The sequence below is a fragment of the Ottowia beijingensis genome (assembly GCF_042680925.1).
GTDB lineage: Bacteria > Pseudomonadota > Gammaproteobacteria > Burkholderiales > Burkholderiaceae_C > Ottowia > Ottowia beijingensis.
On sequence record NZ_JBHUEP010000012.1, the window covers coordinates 1 to 16,952 of the forward strand.

Here is a 16,952-nt window from a genome sequence, read left to right on the forward strand (position 1 = left end):
AAGACGTTCTATCTGCACTTGAAGGAGACCGAGTTTCGCTTCAATCATCGAAATCAGAACCTCTACAAAGCATTGCTATCCTTGCTCAGAAACAATCCGCTTTGATAGCGTTTGCTTCCTAAGACCCATGAATAAATCAGGGACGACGCTGTAAGCATGAAATGATAAGAATTTGATAGCTGCTTGCGCATGTCCACAAAGGATTTGAGATAAAAACCTATCTGAAATCATTTAATAACGGGCGCAGGAAGCTATGATTTTTGAGTAGCCAGCCGCTCCCAACACTGTACGCTGGCGCCCACGAAAAAGCCCCGCACCTCTCGGTAGCGGGGCTTTGCTTTTCAGCCGATCGGGCCGATTACACGGTCACTTCCTTGGCCACGTCCGCGTACTCCTCGATCTGGTCGAAGTTCATGTAGCGGTACACGCTGGCCTTGTCGGCGTCGATGATGCCCATCTCGGCGCTGTACTCCTCCACCGTGGGGATGCGGCCCAGCTTGGAGCAGATGGCCGCCAGCTCGGCGCTGCCCAGGAACACGTTGGTGTTCCTGCCCAGGCGGTTGGGGAAGTTGCGCGTGCTGGTCGACATGACGGTGGCACCCTCGCGCACCTGCGCCTGGTTGCCCATGCACAGGCTGCAGCCCGGCATCTCGGTGCGTGCGCCGGCGGCGCCGAAGGCGGCGTACTGGCCTTCCTTCATCAGCTCGTCCTGGTCCATCTTGGTGGGCGGTGCCACCCACAGCTTGACGGGGATGTCGCGCTGGCCGCCCAGCAGCTTGGCGGCGGCGCGAAAGTGGCCGATGTTGGTCATGCACGAGCCGATGAAGGCTTCGTCGATCTTGGTGCCGGCCACTTCGGACATGAACTTGGCGTCGTCCGGATCATTCGGGCAGCAGACGATCGGCTCCTTGATGTCGGCCAGGTCGATCTCGATGACGGCGGCGTACTCGGCGTCCTTGTCGGCTTCCAGCAGCTGCGGGTTGGCCAGCCACTGTTCGACCTTCTCGATGCGGCGCGCCAGTGTCTTGGCGTCGGCGTAGCCGTTGGCGATCATGTTCTTCATCAGCACCACGTTGGATTGGAGGTACTCGATGATCGGCTCCTTGTCGAGCTTGATCGTGCAGCCGGCGGCCGAGCGCTCGGCGCTGGCGTCGGACAGCTCGAACGCCTGCTCCACCTTCAGCTGCGGCAAGCCTTCGATCTCCAGCACGCGGCCCGAGAAGATGTTCTTCTTGCCTGCCTTCTCGACGGTCAGCAGGCCCTGCTTGATGGCGTACAGCGGAATGGCGTGCACCAGGTCGCGCAGGGTCACACCCGGCTGCATCTCGCCCTTGAAGCGCACCAGCACCGACTCGGGCATGTCCAGCGGCATCACGCCCGTGGCGGCGGCAAACGCCACCAGGCCGGAACCGGCCGGGAAGCTGATGCCGATCGGGAAGCGCGTGTGCGAATCACCGCCGGTGCCCACGGTGTCGGGCAGCAGCAGGCGGTTGAGCCAGCTGTGGATCACGCCGTCGCCCGGGCGCAGGGCCACGCCGCCGCGGTTGCTGATGAAAGCGGGCAGCTCGCGGTGCATCTTGGCATCGACGGGCTTCGGATAGGCAGCGGTGTGGCAGAAGGACTGCATCACCATGTCGGCACTGAAGCCCAGGCAGGCCAGGTCCTTCAGTTCGTCGCGCGTCATCGGGCCGGTGGTGTCCTGGCTGCCGACGGTGGTCATCTTGGGCTCGCAGTAGGTGCCGGGGCGGATACCCTGGCCTTCCGGCAGGCCGCAGGCGCGGCCGACCATCTTCTGCGCCAGCGTGAAGCCGGCCTTGGTCGCGGCGGGGGCCTGCGGCAGACGGAACTTGTCCGACGCCGGCAAACCGAGGAATTCGCGCGCCTTGGCGGTCAGGCTGCGGCCGATGATCAGGTTGATGCGGCCGCCGGCGCGCACTTCGTCCAGCAGCACGTCGCTCTTGAGCGCGAAGTCGGCCACCTTCTGGCCGCCCTTCTCGATCTTGCCCTCGTAGGGGTAGATGTCGATCACGTCGCCCATCTCGAACTTCGACACGTCAACTTCGATCGGCAGCGAGCCAGAGTCTTCCTGCGTGTTGAAGAAGATCGGCGCGATCTTGCCGCCCAGCGTGACGCCGCCGAAGCGCTTGTTCGGCACGAAGGGAATGTCCTGGCCGGTGGCCCAGATCACGCTGTTGGTGGCCGACTTGCGGCTGGAGCCGGTGCCCACCACGTCGCCCACGTAGGCGACGATGTGGCCCTTCTTCTTCAGGTCCTCGATGAACTGCATCGGGCCGCGCTTGCCGTCTTCCTCGGGCTTGAAGGCCGCGTCGGGGCGCGTGTTCTTCAGCATCGCCAGGTAGTGCAGCGGAATGTCGGGGCGGCTCCAGGCGTCGGGCGCGGGCGACAGGTCGTCGGTGTTGGTTTCGCCCGGCACCTTGAACACGGTGACGGTGATCTTCTTCTCGACCTCGGGACGGCTGGTGAACCACTCGGCGTCGGCCCAGCTCTGCATCACCTCCTTGGCCTTGGCGTTGCCCGCCTTGGCCTTGGCGGCGACGTCGTTGAAGAAGTCGAACATCAGCAGCGTTTTCTTCAGCGCGTCGGCGGCTTGCTGAGCGACTTCGGCATCGTCCAGCAGCTCGATCAGCGGGTGCACGTTGTAGCCGCCGACCATGGTGCCCAGCAGCTCGGTGGCCTTGGCCTTGCTGATCAGGCCCACCTGGACGTCGCCGTGCGCCACGGCGGCCAGGAAGCTGGCCTTGACCTTGGCCGCGTCGTCCACGCCGGGCGGCACGCGGTGGGTCAGCAGGTCGAGCAGGAAGGCGGCGTCTTCACCCGCGGGCGGGTTTTTGATCAGCTCGATCAGCTCAGCAGTCTGCTTGGCATCCAACGGCAGCGGCGGGATGCCCAGGGTGGCTCGTTCGGCGACGTGGGCGCGATAGGCGTTCAACACTTTCTTCTCTCCTGATTGATGACTTCGATTCGTTGCGGATCGCCGCCGGCCCCATGCCGGGTGGCGACCCTTGCTGACCGCGCAACCACCGCCGGCCGCCCGAGGCGGGCTTACTTGCTGTCGAGCAGGCTGGACTGCGGGTTGGCCTGCATCTGGGCGGCGAACTCGCGCTGCGTGGGGGTGGCGCATTCGTCGGCCACGCGCTGACCCAGCTTCTGGTTCAGCAGCATGGATTTGTTGCCCAGCTGCAGCCACATGGCGCCCTGGCGGTTGTCTTCCATGCGGATGGCGCCGGTGCGGCTTTCGACCGGGTGCATGTAGTAGTTCTGCTTGCCGGTGCTGACGCGGAAGAAACCGGGGTTCTTGTCGTCCGGCGTCACCGTCACGTCGGCGCCCAGCTCGCACTGGATCTTGCCGGTGTGCACATGCTGGGCGATGGCCACTTCGGCATCGGTCAGGCGCTGGGTCAGCGTCTGCACCGGCGTGACCGATTCGACCGCCTTGGCAGTCTTGCTCGGCACACGCTTCTTCGGCGCAGCCTTGACGGTCTTCTTGGCGGGCGCCTTGGCCGGTGCCTTCTTGGTGGCGGCTGGCTTCTTGGCCGTACCGGACGACTGTGCCTGCACGGCACCCATGGGCAGGCTCAAAGCGACCGCGACGGAGGCAAGGGCGAGGAGTTTCATACTGCGTTCACTCTCAAGAAAAAGGTAGGGGTGGCGATGATGACATGCCGGCCGTGTCAGAACCATGGCGCCACCTCGGTGGGCAGGTGCCGTCCGGTGGCGTGGGCACGCTCCAGCACCTGCCAGAAATGGCGGTAGCTGGCGCGGTCGTGCAGGGCGCCGTCGTGGCTGATCGGCGCCCAGTCGGCCTGGGCCGCCGCCAGCAGGATGGCGCTGGCGGTGTGGATCTGCTGCTCGTCGGGCGCGAAGGCCTCAAGGATGGGGCGGATCTGGCTCGGGTGGATGCTCCACATGCGGGTGTAGCCGAACTCGCGCGCGGCGCGGCGCGCCGCGGTGCGCATGGCGGCTTCGTCCCTGAATTCGGTGACCACGCAGTGCGACGGCACCTTGCCGAAGGCGTGCGCGGCGCTGGCGATCTCCAGCTTGGCGCGCAGCACCAGCGGGTGCGTGAACTGGCCTTCGATGCCCATGCCCTCGGCCGGGATGGCGCCGGCGTGGGCCGAGACGAAGTCCATCAGCCCGAAGCTGAGCGACTGCACGCGTGGGTGCGCGGCGATGTCGAAGGCGCGGTGCACGGCGCCGGGCGATTCGATCAAAACTTGTAGCGGCAGGCCCTTGCTGTACGCCGACAGAAGGGCTTTTTCGGCCCGGATCACGTCCTCGACCGACTCCACCTTGGGAATCATGATGTGCGTCAGGCGCGGGCCGGCGTCGCGGGCGATGATGTCCATGTCGGCCTCGAAGGCCGGATGGTCGACCGGGTGCACGCGCACGCCCACGCGGGCGCCGTCGGGGGCGGACATGACCAGCTCGGTCACCAGCAACGCGTGCTCCGCCTCGCCGCCCACGGGCGCGCCGTCCTCGCAATCCAGCGTGACGTCGAACACGCAGGCGCCGAATTCCTCGGCCATCTCGGCCTGCAGTTGCAGGCTCTTGCGCATGCGCACTTCGACACCGCTGTAGTGGTCGCACACCGGCAGCATGCCGGCGGCGGCCTGGGCGCCGAGGAGGATGTCGCGCGGGTGGGTCATGGGCGGTGCGGAATCGGAAACGCTGTGGTATTCAAAAAAGATAGCTTCCTGCGCACGCTGAGCCTTGATTTCAAGACAAATCGATCTGAAACCGGCTTGAATCGGGCGCAAGCAGCTATGTTTTTTGCAGTCACGCCGGGTGGCCGGCGTGACTGCGGGGGCGCATCACAGCAGGTGCTTCACGCCTTCCTGCTCGCCTTCCAGCTCGGCCAGGGTCTTGTTGATGCATTCCTGGCTGAAGGCGTCGATCGGCAGCCCTTCGACGACCTTGTACTCGCCGTTCTCGGTGGTGACGGGGAAGCCGAACATCACGTCCTTGGGGATGCCATACCAGCCCTGCGACGGGATGCCCATGGTCACCCACTCGCCGTTGGTGCCCAGCGCCCAGTCGCGCATGTGGTCGATGGCGGCGTTGGCGGCCGAGGCGGCCGACGACAGGCCGCGCGCCTCGATGATGGCGGCGCCGCGCTTGCCCACGGTGGGCAGGAAGGTGTTGGCGTTCCATTCCTGGTCGTTGATCATGTCCTTGACGCTGGCGCCGTCGATGGTGGCGAAGCGGTAGTCGGCGTACATGGTGGGCGAGTGGTTGCCCCACACGGTGAGCTTCTTGATGTCCTTGACGGCCTTGCCGGTCTTGGCGGCGATCTGGCTAGCGGCACGGTTGTGGTCCAGGCGCAGCATCGCGGTGAAGTTCTTGGCCGGCAGGTCGGGCGCCGACTTCATGGCGATGTAGGCGTTGGTGTTGGCCGGGTTGCCCACCACCAGCACCTTGACGTTGCGGCTGGCCACGGCGTTCAGTGCCTTGCCCTGCGCGGTGAAGATCTGCGCGTTGGCGGCCAGCAGGTCGGCGCGCTCCATGCCGGGGCCGCGCGGACGGGCGCCCACCAGCAGGGCGTAGTCGGTGTCCTTGAAGGCGGTCATCGGGTCGCTGTGCGCTTCCATGCCGGCCAGCAGCGGGAAGGCGCAGTCTTCCAGTTCCATCATCACGCCCTTGAGCGCCTTCTGCGCCTTCTCGTCGGGGATCTCGAGCAGTTGCAGGATCACCGGCTGGTCCTTGCCCAGCATCTCGCCGGAGGCGATACGGAACAGCAGGGCGTAGCCGATCTGGCCAGCGGCGCCGGTGACGGCCACGCGAACGGGCTTCTTGCTCATGGAAAACACTCCAAAGGTTGTGATGAAACGGTGACAGGACGAACGTGCCAGACCACTGAAAACCGCCGGGCCAGGGCATTCCGAACAGCCCTCAAGTGTATCCGCAGAAACCCGGAGGGTCAATTTGTCTTGTGTCTTATATAAGATATCATTACCCTTCCAGCAACCTGACAAGGCAAGCCGCGATGGCCAGCGCCGCCACCCCCTCCTCCCCCCCTGCCGACACCGATTCGCCGCCGGCGCCGGCCGCGGCCGCCTGGGGCGGGCAAGCGCCCGCGTTCAGCCCGCTGTACCAGCAGATCAAGGGGCTGATCCTGCAGGGCCTGCAGCAGGGCGAATGGAAGCCGGGCGAAGTCATCCCCAGCGAGTTCGACCTGGCCGCGCGCTACAAGGTCAGCCAGGGCACGGTGCGCAAGGCCGTCGACGAACTGGCGGCCGAAAACCTGCTGGTGCGCCGCCAGGGCCGCGGCACCTTCGTGGCCACGCACGCCGAGCAGCACATGCAGTACCGCTTTCTGCGCCTGCAGCCCGACAGCGGCACGGTGGACAGCGAGGGCCCGGCGCAGCGCGATTTCGTCGACTGCCGGCGCCAGCGCGCCAGCGCCGAGGTGGCCCGCCTGCTGGGCCTGCGCGCGGGCGACCCGGTGCTGCAAGCGCGGCGCCTGCTGCGCTACGGCGGCGTGCCGACGATCCTGGAGGACATCTGGCTGCCGGGCGGGCCGTTCAAGGGGCTGACGGTGGAGCGCCTGTCGGACTACCACGGGCCGATGTACGCGCTGTTCGAGGCCGAATTCGGCGTGCGCATGGTGCGCGCCGACGAGAAGATCCGCGCCGTGCTGCCCGACGCCGCGCAGGCTGCCCTGCTGGATGTGACGCCCGCCACGCCGCTGCTGAGCGTGGAGCGCATCGCCTACACCTACAACGACGTGCCCATGGAACTGCGCCGCGGGCTGTACCGCACCGACACGCACCACTACCGCAACGAACTGAACTGAGCGGCTTGGGCCACTTTGATCGTGATAGCTGCTCGCGCCCGATGCGCCTCGATTTCAGCATCGTTTGGATCTGAAATCGCCATGCACCAAGCGCAAGCAGCTACTGAATTCGAAGCAATCCTCGACATGCCCCTGCGTGCGCCGATGCAATGCTCCAGTCAGCTTGTTGCATTGCAATAGAATTTGCAGGTTCACTCCCGAAGAATTACAACGTCGTTACATTTTTCCCCACGAGAGCCCCACCATGAGCGAAGTCGCCAAGCCCCGGCCCGAATACCGAAACATCAACGCCCTGGGCGACCTGCCCAGCTACCGCTGGCCGCTGGCTGCGCTGGTGTCGGGCGCGCACCGCCTCAGCGGCGTGCTGATGTTCCTGCTGCTGCCCTTCATCCTGTGGCTGTTCGACAAGTCGGTGTCGTCCGAGATCTCCTTCGGCCAGTTCACCGCCGCCTTCTCGTCGGGGCTGGGCATCTTCGGCGGCTGGTTCATCAAGCTGGTGGTGCTGGCGCTCATCTGGGCCTACCTGCACCACCTGTTCGCCGGCGTGCGCCACCTGTACATGGACGTGTCGCACAACACCACCAAGGATTTCGGCCGCCGCTCGGCCGCCACCGTGCTGGTGGCCAGCCTCGGGCTGACGCTGATCCTGGGCGCCAAGCTGTTCGGCCTGTACTGATTCAAGAGGAAGAAGGAGCAAACCCATGGCTGTCAACTACGGCTCCAAGCGCACCGTCGTCGGTGCCCACTACGGCACCGGCGACTGGCTGGTGCAGCGCTTCACCGCCGCGCTGATGGTGATCTTCACCCTGGTGGTGCTGGCGCAGGTGATCCTGACCAAGGGCACCATCGGCTACGACAAGTGGGCCGGCATCTTCGCGTCGCAGTGGATGAAGGTGCTGACCTTCGCCGTCGTCGTGGCGCTGATCTGGCACATCTGGGTCGGCATGCGCAACGTGTGGATGGACTACATCAAGCCCGTCGGCATGCGCATGACGCTGCAGGCGCTGACCCTGGCCTGGCTGGTCGGCTGCGCGGGCTGGGCCTTCCAGGTGCTGTGGCGCCTGTAAGCCGCCGCTGCCCACCCCCGATGACAAGAATTACTGAGCCAAGAACATGAGTTACACCAAAGACAAAATCAACGTCCGCAAGTTCGACGTGGTGATCGTCGGCGCGGGCGGCTCGGGCATGCGTGCCTCGCTGCAGCTGGCGCGCGCCGGCCTCAACGTCGCCGTGCTGTCCAAGGTCTTCCCCACCCGCTCGCACACCGTGGCGGCGCAGGGCGGCGTCGGCGCCTCGCTGGGCAACATGAGCGAGGACAACTGGCACTACCACTTCTACGACACCATCAAGGGCAGTGACTGGCTGGGCGACCAGGACGCCATCGAGTTCATGTGCCAGGAAGCGCCCAAGGTGGTGTACGAGCTGGAGCACTTCGGCATGCCGTTCGACCGCAACCCCGACGGCACCATCTACCAGCGCCCCTTCGGCGGCCACACCGCCAACTACGGCGAGAAGCCCGTGCAGCGCGCCTGCGCTGCCGCCGACCGCACCGGCCACGCCATGCTGCACACGCTGTACCAGCAGAACGTGGCCAGCAAGACGACCTTCTTCGTCGAGTGGATGGCGCTCGACCTGATCCGCGACGCCGAGGGCGACGTGGTCGGCGTCACCGCCATCGAGATGGAAACCGGCGACCTGTACGTGCTGCACGCCAAGACGGTGATGCTGGCCACCGGCGGTGCCGGCCGCATCTTCGCCGCCTCGACCAACGCCTTCATCAACACCGGCGACGGCTTGGGCATGGCGGCGCGCGCCGGCGTCCCGCTGCAGGACATGGAGTTCTGGCAGTTCCACCCCACCGGCGTGGCCGGCGCCGGCGTGCTGCTGACCGAAGGCTGCCGCGGCGAAGGCGCCATCCTGCTCAACAGCGAGGGCGAGCGCTTCATGGAGCGCTACGCCCCGACGCTGAAGGACCTGGCGCCGCGCGACTTCGTCTCGCGCTCGATGGACCAGGAAATCAAGGAAGGCCGCGGCTGCGGCCCCAACAAGGACTATGTGGTTCTCAAGCTCGACCACCTGGGCGCCGAGACCATCCACAAGCGCCTGCCCTCGGTGTACGAGATCGGCATCAACTTCGCCAACGTCGACATCACCAAGGAGCCGATTCCCGTGGTGCCGACCATCCACTACCAGATGGGCGGCGTGCCGACCAACATCAACGGCCAGGTCTGCGTGCCCACCGGCGGCGACAACTTCAACACGCCGGTGAACGGCCTGTACGCCGTGGGCGAATGCTCCTGCGTCAGCGTGCACGGCGCCAACCGCCTGGGCACCAACTCGCTGCTCGACCTGCTGGTGTTCGGCAAGGCCGCCGGCAACCACATCATCGCCAACCATTCAAAGGGCGCGTACAAGCCGCTGCCGGCCGATGCGGCGGATCGCTCGCTGGAGCGCCTGAACCGGCTGGAAAACGCCAACGATGGCGAATACGCGCAAAGCATTGCCAACGACATCCGCGCCAGCATGCAGGCGCACGCCGGCGTCTTCCGCACCCAAGCCAGCATGGACGAAGGCGTGCGCAAGATCGCCGAGTTGCGCGAGCGCGTGAACGGCCTGGGCCTGAAAGACCATTCGCGCGTCTTCAACATGGCGCGCCAGGAAGCGCTGGAGGTCGAGAACCTGATCGAGGCGGCGCAGGCCACCATGGTGTCGGCCGCCGCCCGCCACGAATGCCGCGGCGCCCACACGGTGGTCGATTACGAGAAGCCGGCCGACGATCCGCAAGCCCCGCTGGGTCGCGACGACGCCCACTGGATGAAGCACACGCTGTGGCACAAGGACGGCAACCAGCTCAGCTACAAGCCCGTGCGCCTGCAGCCGCTCACCGTCGAAAGCGTGCCGCCCAAAGTGCGCACGTTCTAAAGCCAGCGCCCGGTCACAAGGAAAAACACGATGCAAAAACGCACCTTCAAGATCTACCGCTACGACCCGGACAAGGACGCCAAGCCGTACATGCAGACGGTGGAGATCGAGCTGGAAGGCAACGAGCGCATGCTGCTTGACGCCCTGATGAAGCTCAAGGCGGTCGACCCGACGCTGTCGTTCCGCCGCTCGTGCCGCGAAGGCGTCTGCGGCTCCGACGCCATGAACATCAACGGCAAGAACGGTCTGGCCTGTCTGACCAACCTGCGCACGTTGAAAGACCCGATCATCCTCAAGCCGCTGCCCGGCCTGCCGGTGGTGCGCGACCTGATCGTGGACATGACGCAGTTCTTCAAGCAGTACCACTCGATCAAGCCCTACGTCATCAACAACGACCCGCCGCCCGAGACCGAGCGCCTGCAGTCGCCGGAGGAACGCGAGGAACTGAACGGCCTGTACGAGTGCATCCTGTGCGCCAGCTGCTCAACCGCCTGCCCCAGCTTCTGGTGGAACCCCGACAAGTTCGTCGGCCCGGCCGGCCTGCTGCAGGCCTACCGCTTCCTGGCCGACAGCCGCGATCAGGCCACCGGCGAGCGGCTGGACAACCTGGAAGACCCGTACCGCCTGTTCCGCTGCCACAGCATCCTGAACTGCGTCGACGTGTGTCCCAAGGGCCTGAACCCGACCCGCGCCATCGGCAAGATCAAGGAGTTGATGGTTCGCCGCGCGGTCTAGAAATGCCCCCCCTGAGTCGCTTCGCGCCTTCCCCCCGAGGGGGGACAACACCACTGGCCGGCACAGGTCCGGCCACGGCGTTTGCTGGCATGGTCTGCTCCGCGGCCTTCTGAGCTGAAGTGACCCAGGGATCCCCGCCATGACGACTCCCCTCGATGAGCGCGCGCTCTCCAAGCTCAAGTGGCGCTGCCGCCGGGGCATGCTGGAGAACGACCTCTTCATCAAGCGCTTCTTCGTGCGCCACGAAGGCCGCCTGACGCCGCGCCACGCCGATGCGCTGACGCAGCTAATGGATCTGTCCGACAACGATCTGCTCGACCTGCTGCTGCGGCGCAAGGAGCCGGCAGACGATCTCGATTCGCCCGACGTGCGGGAAGTCCTGGGGATGCTGCGCACGCAGCCCCCGGGCGACACCGCCACCCAACGTTCGACCGCCAACCCCCAAGGAAACCCGACATGAACCTTTCCGACAACAAAGCCAAGCTGACGTTCTCCAACGGCAGCCCCGACGTCGACCTTCCGGTCTATCAGGGCAGCATCGGCCCGGATGTCATCGACATCCGCAAGCTGTACGCACAGACCGGCATGTTCACCTACGACCCCGGCTTCCTGTCCACGGCCTCCTGCCAGTCGTCCATTACCTACATCGACGGCGACAAGGGCGAGCTGCTGTACCGCGGCTACCCCATCGAGCAGCTGGCCGAGAAGGTCGACTACCTCGACACCTGCTACCTGCTGCTGAAAGGCGAGCTGCCCGACAGCCAGCAGCGCGACCAATTCCACAAGCTCGTCACCAACCACACCATGGTGAACGAGCAGATGCAGTTCTTCCTGCGCGGCTTCCGCCGCGACGCGCACCCGATGGCGGTGCTGACGGGCCTGGTGGGCGCCATGTCGGCCTTCTACCACGAGAACACCGACATCCATAACCCCGACCACCGCGACCGCGCCGCCATCCAGCTGATCGCCAAGATGCCCACGCTGGTGGCCATGGCCTACAAGTACGGCAAGGGCGAGCCCTACATGTACCCGCAGAACAGCCTGAGCTACGCCGGCAACTTTCTGCGCATGATGTTCGGCACGCCGTGCGAGGAGTACAAGGTCAACCCGGTCATCGAAAAGGCGATGGACCGCATCTTCATCCTGCACGCCGACCACGAGCAGAACGCCTCCACCTCCACCGTGCGCCTGTGCGGCAGCTCGGGCACCAACCCGTTCGCGGCCATCGCCGCCGGCGTGGCCTGCCTGTGGGGCCCGGCCCACGGCGGCGCCAACGAGGCCTGCCTGAACATGCTGGAAGACATCCAGAAGATGGGCGGCGTGGCCAAGGTGGGCGAGTTCATGGAGCAGGTCAAGGACAAGAACTCGGGCGTACGCCTGATGGGCTTTGGCCACCGCGTCTACAAGAACTACGACCCGCGCGCCAAGCTGATGCAGGAAACCACCAACGAGGTGCTGGCCGCGCTGGGCCTCGAGAAGGACCCGCTGTTCGCCCTGGCCAAGGCGCTCGAGAAGATCGCCCTGGAAGACGACTACTTCGTGCAGCGCAAGCTCTACCCGAACGTCGACTTCTACTCCGGCATCGTGCAGCGCGCCATCGGCATCCCGGTCAACCTGTTCACCGGCATCTTCGCCCTGGCCCGCACCGTCGGCTGGATCGCCCAGCTCAACGAGATGATCAGCGACCCCGAGTACAAGATCGGCCGCCCGCGCCAGCTGTACGTCGGCTCGCCGCGCCGCGACGTGGCCTGACCGGTCAGCAACCGGACGCTGCACCCAGCCCGCCCGCCCCGGCGGGCTTTTTCTTGCGCGCTGCCGTGGCCCGCGGCGCCAAACCCCTGCAATGCAGGGGGGGGACCTGTCAAATTTTTCTGATGAAGAAAAACGGCTTCAGCGCCCATTCAACGGGCGCAAGCAGCTCCTGATCTTGAACTGCCATACCGCACCAAATGGCTATCGCCTGATTCAGCGTTTCATCACGCCTTGCGCTCAGAACAATGCCCCATGACGGCGTCTGGCGCCGCCTGACCGATGGCGAACGGGCCCTTTGTCATTGAAGCGCAGCGAAGTCGTTCGTCATTCTTGATGGCGAATGCGCCTCAGCCCCCGTCCATGTGCTCCAGCGCGAACAGCGGCACCTCGGCCTGGCGGCTCAGCCAGAGGCCGCCGCCGAGCTCGCGCATCTGCTCGCGCAGGCCGCGCCGGTACAGCGCCACGCGGTGGCGGAACTGGCGCCCATCGGTCAGCTCCTCATCGATCACGTCGCGCTCGTAGTCCTCGCGCGACACGGCCTCCAGGTACAGCGCGCCGCGGCTCAGGCGGCCCAGGGTGGCCGCGCGCGCTGCAGGTCGGGCGGGCTCAGGTAAGGCAGCACGCCCTGGCAGATCACCAGATCGAACGGTTCGCTGGCGCTGTAATCCACCACCGAGCCGCGCTCCCAGCCGTAGCGCTGGCACAGGTAGTCGCTGATCTCCACCCCGTGGTAGCTGGCCGCCGGAAAGTGCCGCGCGATCAGTTCACGCCACAGGCCGATGCCGCAGCCCATGTCCAGCACGCGCCGCACCGGCACGCGCAGGTACTGCAGGTAGGCCGCCACGAAGGCGCTCAGGCGCTCAACGTGGGCGGGATCGACCACGCTGGTCTTCTTGTCGAAATAGAAGCGCTGGTAATAGGCTTCGTCGAAGGTGGTCGGGGGCGCGGATTGCATGTGGTGGGCGGTGAAGAAAGACAGGCGCCGGTGGCGCGCATTCTGAATAAAAAATGGCTCCAGCGCTTATGCTGCAAGCGCAGGCAGCTTCTGTTTATATAGCAATTCGGTGTCGAACCAAGGTGCGGCGCACCGGCGGAACGCAGGGCGAACGCCCGCCGCCCGCGCCACGGCGCCCCGCACCATACCTCACAGCCGCGCGCTGCCGCGCCGTCACCCCCAGCCATCCCCACCCGCCACCCCATCCATCGCCATTCACGATGCCCACCCATCGAATTACTGGAAAAATCGCTCCAAGCCATCTTCAACCAAGACGCCACCTCTGCCCGCCATGAAACCCACCGAACGCAGCTTTGCCCGCCGCATCGACCTGACCAGCCTGCAGCTGTTCGTGGCCGTGGGCGAGACGGGCAGCATCGGCAAGGCGGCCGAGCGCGAGTTCATTGCCGCCTCGGCCGTCAGCAAGCGGCTGGCCGAGCTGGAAAGCGCCCTGGGCACCGCCCTGCTCTACCGCCACGCCCGCGGCGTGGACCTGACGCCCGCCGGCCAGGCGCTGCTGCACCACGCGCGCAGCGTGCTGTTCGGGCTGGAGAAGATGCAGGGCGAGCTGAGCGAATACGCCGACGGCGTGCGCGGCCACGTGCGCGTGCACGCCAGCATCTCGGCCATCGTGCAGTTCCTGCCCGAGGACCTGGGCCGCTTCGCGCGCCAGCACCCCGATGTCAAGATCGACCTGGCCGAGCACCTCTCGGGCGAGGTGCTGCGCGCCGTGCAAGAGGGCGCGGCCGACATCGGCATCTGCAATGCCAGCGCCGTCGGACACGGTGCCGAGGCGCTGCAACTGCAGCCCTACCGCCACGACCATTTGGCATTGATTGTGCCCTCAGCGCACGCCCTGTCGGCGCTGACAGCTATCAATTTTGAAGAAACGCTGGATTTCGACCACGTCGGCCTGCAGGCCAACAGCTCGATCGCGCTGGCCATGCACCAGGCCGCGGCGCAGGCCAGGCGGCCGATCCGCCTGCGCATCCGCGTCAGCGGCCTGGACGCCATGTGCCGCATGATCGACAACGGCCTGGGCGTGGGCGTGATGCCCGCCCGCGCCTTCGCGCTGATGCGCGGCGCCAGCGCGCTGGTGGCGGTGCCGCTGGCCGACGCCTGGGCCCGGCGCACGCTGGGGCTGGTGGCGCGCGACTTCGCCACCCTGCCCGCCACGGCGCGGGCGCTGGTCGAACACTTGCGGCAAGCGCCTACGCCGGCCGAGGCCGCGGCAGCCTAGAATTTGAACCCACGAGAGAATGCCCCGATGACCGCCAAGACGCTTTACGACAAGATCTGGGACGAGCACGTCGTCCACACCGAGGAGGACGGCACCGCCATCCTCTACATCGACCGCCACCTGGTGCATGAAGTCACCAGCCCGCAGGCCTACGAGGGCCTGCGCCAGGCCGGCCGCAAGGTCTGGCGCATCAGCAGCGTGGTGGCCACCGCCGACCACAACACGCCCACCACCGGCTGGGAGCGCGGCTACGACGGCATCGAGGACCCGATCAGCAAGGAACAGGTCACCACGCTCGACGCCAACATCAAGGAGCACGGCGCGGCGGCCTTCTTCCCCTTCCTGCACGCGCGCCAGGGCATCGTGCACGTGATCGGCCCCGAAAACGGCGCCACCCTGCCCGGCATGACCGTCGTCTGCGGCGACAGCCACACCAGCACGCACGGCGCCTTCGGCGCGCTGGCGCACGGCATTGGCACCAGCGAGGTCGAGCACGTGCTGGCCACGCAGACCCTGCTGGCCAAGAAGGCCAGGAACATGCTGATCAAGGTGAACGGCCAGGCCGCGCCCGGCGTGACCGCCAAGGACATCGTGCTGGCCATCATCGGCAAGATCGGCACCGCCGGCGGCACCGGCTACACCATCGAATTCGGCGGCGACGCCATCCGCGCGCTCAGCATGGAAGGCCGCATGACGGTGTGCAACATGGCCATCGAAGCCGGCGCCCGTGCGGGCCTGGTGGCCGTGGACGACAAGACTATCGAGTACGTCAAGGGCCGCCTGCTGGCCCCGGGCACCGACTCGGCCACGGGCAAGTTCGTGGGCGGCCCCGAGTGGGACCAGGCCGTCGCCTACTGGAAGACGCTGCATTCCGACCCCGGCGCGCACTTCGACGCCGTGGTCGAACTCGACGCGGCACAGATCGTGCCGCAGGTCACCTGGGGCACCAGCCCCGAGATGGTGCTGGGCATCGACGGCCGCGTGCCCGACCCCGACAAGGAAAAGGACGCCAACAAGCGCGGCGCCATCGAGCGCGCCCTGACCTACATGGGGCTGGAGCCGAACAAGGCGCTGAACGACGTGCACGTCGACAAGGTGTTCATCGGCAGCTGCACCAACAGCCGCATCGAGGACATGCGCGAAGCCGCCGCGGTGGTGAAAAAGCTGGGCCGCAAGGTGGCCCCCAACATCAAGCTGGCCATGGTGGTACCCGGCTCCGGCCTGGTCAAGCGCCAAGCCGAGGCCGAGGGCCTGGACAAGGTGTTCACCGCCGCCGGCTTCGAGTGGCGCGAACCCGGCTGCAGCATGTGCCTGGCCATGAACGCCGACCGGCTGGAGCCGGGCGAGCGCTGCGCCTCCACCAGCAACCGCAACTTCGAGGGCCGGCAGGGCAATGGCGGCCGCACCCATCTGGTCAGCCCGGCAATGGCCGCGGCGGCCGCCGTGCACGGGCATTTTGTCGATGTCCGTGTTTTTTCGTGACGCCCGGCGACGGGGTCTTTTTTGCTAACCAAGGAGATGAAGATGTTCAAGAAAATCGCAGCAACGATGGCCGCCCTTGCCATGGTGATGGGCCTGGCCGCCTGCAACACCGTCAAGGGTGTGGGCAAGGACGTCGAGCGCGCCGGCGAAGGCGTGCAGAACGCCGCTGACAAGGCCAAGCGCTGATCGTCGGCCGGTAGCCCGGGCGGGCCCCGCAGGGGCGCGCCCGGCGCTTCTGTCGCCCTCGCGCGTGGCGGCCCGGCAGCACCCGCGCCGCTTTCCCTGATCCTTCTCCCCGCGTCTGTCTTCACGTTCTGGTGCCCGGCCTGAAAGTGCCGCGCCCACCTCATCCACCATGGACAAGTTCACCATTCACCAGGGCCTGGTCGTTCCCATCGACCGCGAGAACGTCGACACCGACGCCATCATCCCCAAGCAATTCCTGAAGTCGATCAAGAAGACCGGCTTCGGCCCCAACCTGTTCGACGAGTGGCGCTACCTGGACAAGGGCGAGCCCGGCATGGACCCGGCGTCGCGCCAGCCCAACCCCGACTTCGTGCTGAACCAGCCGCGCTATGCGGGTGCCAGCGTGCTGCTGGCGCGCAAGAACTTCGGCTGCGGCTCCAGCCGCGAGCACGCGCCCTGGGCGCTGCAGCAGTACGGCATCCGCGCGCTGATTGCGCCCAGCTTTGCCGACATCTTCTTCAACAACTGCTTCAAGAACGGCCTGCTGCCCATCGTGCTGCCTGAAAGCACGGTGGCCAAGCTGTTCGACGAAGTGGCCGCCTTCCCCGGCTACCAGCTCACCGTCGACCTGCCGCGCCAGGTCATCGTCAAGCCCGACGGCAGCGAATTGCCCTTCGACGTGCAGCCCTTCCGCAAGGAATGCCTGCTGAACGGCTGGGACGACATCGGCCTGACCCTGCGCCAGAGCGACAAGATCAAGACCTTCGAAGCCGAGCGCCTGGCCAGCAAGCCCTGGCTGGCACACACCGCCTGAAGATCCGGACATC

The 16,952-nt window shown here is 66.2% G+C and carries 15 protein-coding genes and 2 pseudogenes; 12 read left to right on the forward strand and 5 right to left on the reverse strand.

The features are described 5' to 3' along the window. A pseudogene (locus ACFSCU_RS15520) lies at nt 1-105 on the forward strand (IS1595 family transposase); the annotation flags it as partial. Between the two features lie 253 nt (nt 106-358). Here the strand turns inward: ACFSCU_RS15520 and acnB are convergent. The 4 genes from acnB to ACFSCU_RS15540 form a co-directional block, all read right to left on the reverse strand. Next, a complete protein-coding gene (gene acnB, locus ACFSCU_RS15525; protein WP_180549182.1) occupies nt 359-2,953 on the reverse strand; it encodes a bifunctional aconitate hydratase 2/2-methylisocitrate dehydratase in 2,595 nt (864 codons plus the stop codon). A 110-nt stretch (nt 2,954-3,063) separates the two neighbouring features. After that, nucleotides 3,064-3,636: a hypothetical protein gene (locus ACFSCU_RS15530; protein WP_180549183.1), complete on the reverse strand. Its 573-nt coding sequence runs from the start codon at nt 3,634-3,636 to the stop codon at nt 3,064-3,066. Between the two features lie 56 nt (nt 3,637-3,692). Then, entirely contained in the window at nt 3,693-4,667 is a 975-nt protein-coding gene (locus ACFSCU_RS15535; protein WP_180549184.1) for an HpcH/HpaI aldolase/citrate lyase family protein, read from the reverse strand. Between the two features lie 165 nt (nt 4,668-4,832). Further along, nucleotides 4,833-5,819: a malate dehydrogenase gene (locus ACFSCU_RS15540; protein WP_180549185.1), complete on the reverse strand. Its 987-nt coding sequence runs from the start codon at nt 5,817-5,819 to the stop codon at nt 4,833-4,835. 185 nt (nt 5,820-6,004) lie between these two features. Here ACFSCU_RS15540 and ACFSCU_RS15545 point away from each other — a divergent pair, with 185 nt between their 5' ends. The 7 genes from ACFSCU_RS15545 to ACFSCU_RS15575 all read left to right on the forward strand — a co-directional run bounded on the left by ACFSCU_RS15545 (nt 6,005) and on the right by ACFSCU_RS15575 (nt 12,223). Next, on the forward strand, nt 6,005-6,814 hold the full coding sequence (locus tag ACFSCU_RS15545; protein ID WP_333705807.1) for a GntR family transcriptional regulator: 810 nt from the start codon (nt 6,005-6,007) through the stop codon (nt 6,812-6,814). Between the two features lie 244 nt (nt 6,815-7,058). Beyond that, nucleotides 7,059-7,490, forward strand: coding sequence for a succinate dehydrogenase, cytochrome b556 subunit (gene sdhC / locus ACFSCU_RS15550; RefSeq protein ID WP_180549187.1), 432 nt, complete (start codon nt 7,059-7,061; stop codon nt 7,488-7,490). A 25-nt stretch (nt 7,491-7,515) separates the two neighbouring features. Further along, nucleotides 7,516-7,881, forward strand: coding sequence for a succinate dehydrogenase, hydrophobic membrane anchor protein (sdhD, locus tag ACFSCU_RS15555; RefSeq protein ID WP_180549188.1), 366 nt, complete (start codon nt 7,516-7,518; stop codon nt 7,879-7,881). A gap of 46 nt (nt 7,882-7,927) precedes the next feature. After that, the gene (gene sdhA / locus ACFSCU_RS15560; RefSeq protein WP_180549189.1) at nt 7,928-9,736 is read left to right on the forward strand and encodes a succinate dehydrogenase flavoprotein subunit; all 1,809 of its coding nucleotides are present in this window, start codon (nt 7,928-7,930) and stop codon (nt 9,734-9,736) included. 30 nt (nt 9,737-9,766) lie between these two features. Beyond that, nucleotides 9,767-10,471, forward strand: a complete 705-nt coding sequence (locus tag ACFSCU_RS15565; RefSeq protein WP_180549190.1) for a succinate dehydrogenase iron-sulfur subunit — start codon at nt 9,767-9,769, stop codon at nt 10,469-10,471. Between the two features lie 139 nt (nt 10,472-10,610). Beyond that, a complete protein-coding gene (locus tag ACFSCU_RS15570; protein ID WP_377561109.1) occupies nt 10,611-10,931 on the forward strand; it encodes an FAD assembly factor SdhE in 321 nt (106 codons plus the stop codon). After that, complete coding sequence (locus ACFSCU_RS15575; protein WP_180549191.1) at nt 10,928-12,223, forward strand: citrate synthase; 1,296 nt, start codon at nt 10,928-10,930, stop codon at nt 12,221-12,223. Before ACFSCU_RS15570 ends, ACFSCU_RS15575 begins: the two co-directional genes overlap by 4 nt. A gap of 347 nt (nt 12,224-12,570) precedes the next feature. On the opposite strand, the pseudogene ACFSCU_RS15580 reads toward ACFSCU_RS15575, so the two are convergent. Then, nucleotides 12,571-13,178 (reverse strand): annotated as a pseudogene (locus ACFSCU_RS15580) (class I SAM-dependent methyltransferase). 331 nt (nt 13,179-13,509) lie between these two features. Between ACFSCU_RS15580 and ACFSCU_RS15585 the strand changes: the two are divergent. From ACFSCU_RS15585 to leuD, 4 genes are all read left to right on the forward strand, one after another. Beyond that, nucleotides 13,510-14,457 (forward strand): LysR family transcriptional regulator, encoded by a 948-nt coding sequence (locus ACFSCU_RS15585; protein WP_180549192.1) that lies wholly within the window; start codon nt 13,510-13,512, stop codon nt 14,455-14,457. A gap of 27 nt (nt 14,458-14,484) precedes the next feature. Then, the gene (gene leuC, locus ACFSCU_RS15590; protein WP_377561110.1) at nt 14,485-15,939 is read left to right on the forward strand and encodes a 3-isopropylmalate dehydratase large subunit; all 1,455 of its coding nucleotides are present in this window, start codon (nt 14,485-14,487) and stop codon (nt 15,937-15,939) included. A 42-nt stretch (nt 15,940-15,981) separates the two neighbouring features. Further along, nucleotides 15,982-16,125, forward strand: a complete 144-nt coding sequence (locus ACFSCU_RS15595; protein WP_180549193.1) for an entericidin A/B family lipoprotein — start codon at nt 15,982-15,984, stop codon at nt 16,123-16,125. A 169-nt stretch (nt 16,126-16,294) separates the two neighbouring features. Next, on the forward strand, nt 16,295-16,939 hold the full coding sequence (leuD, locus tag ACFSCU_RS15600; RefSeq protein WP_180549194.1) for a 3-isopropylmalate dehydratase small subunit: 645 nt from the start codon (nt 16,295-16,297) through the stop codon (nt 16,937-16,939). Nucleotides 16,940-16,952 lie beyond the last annotated feature (13 nt).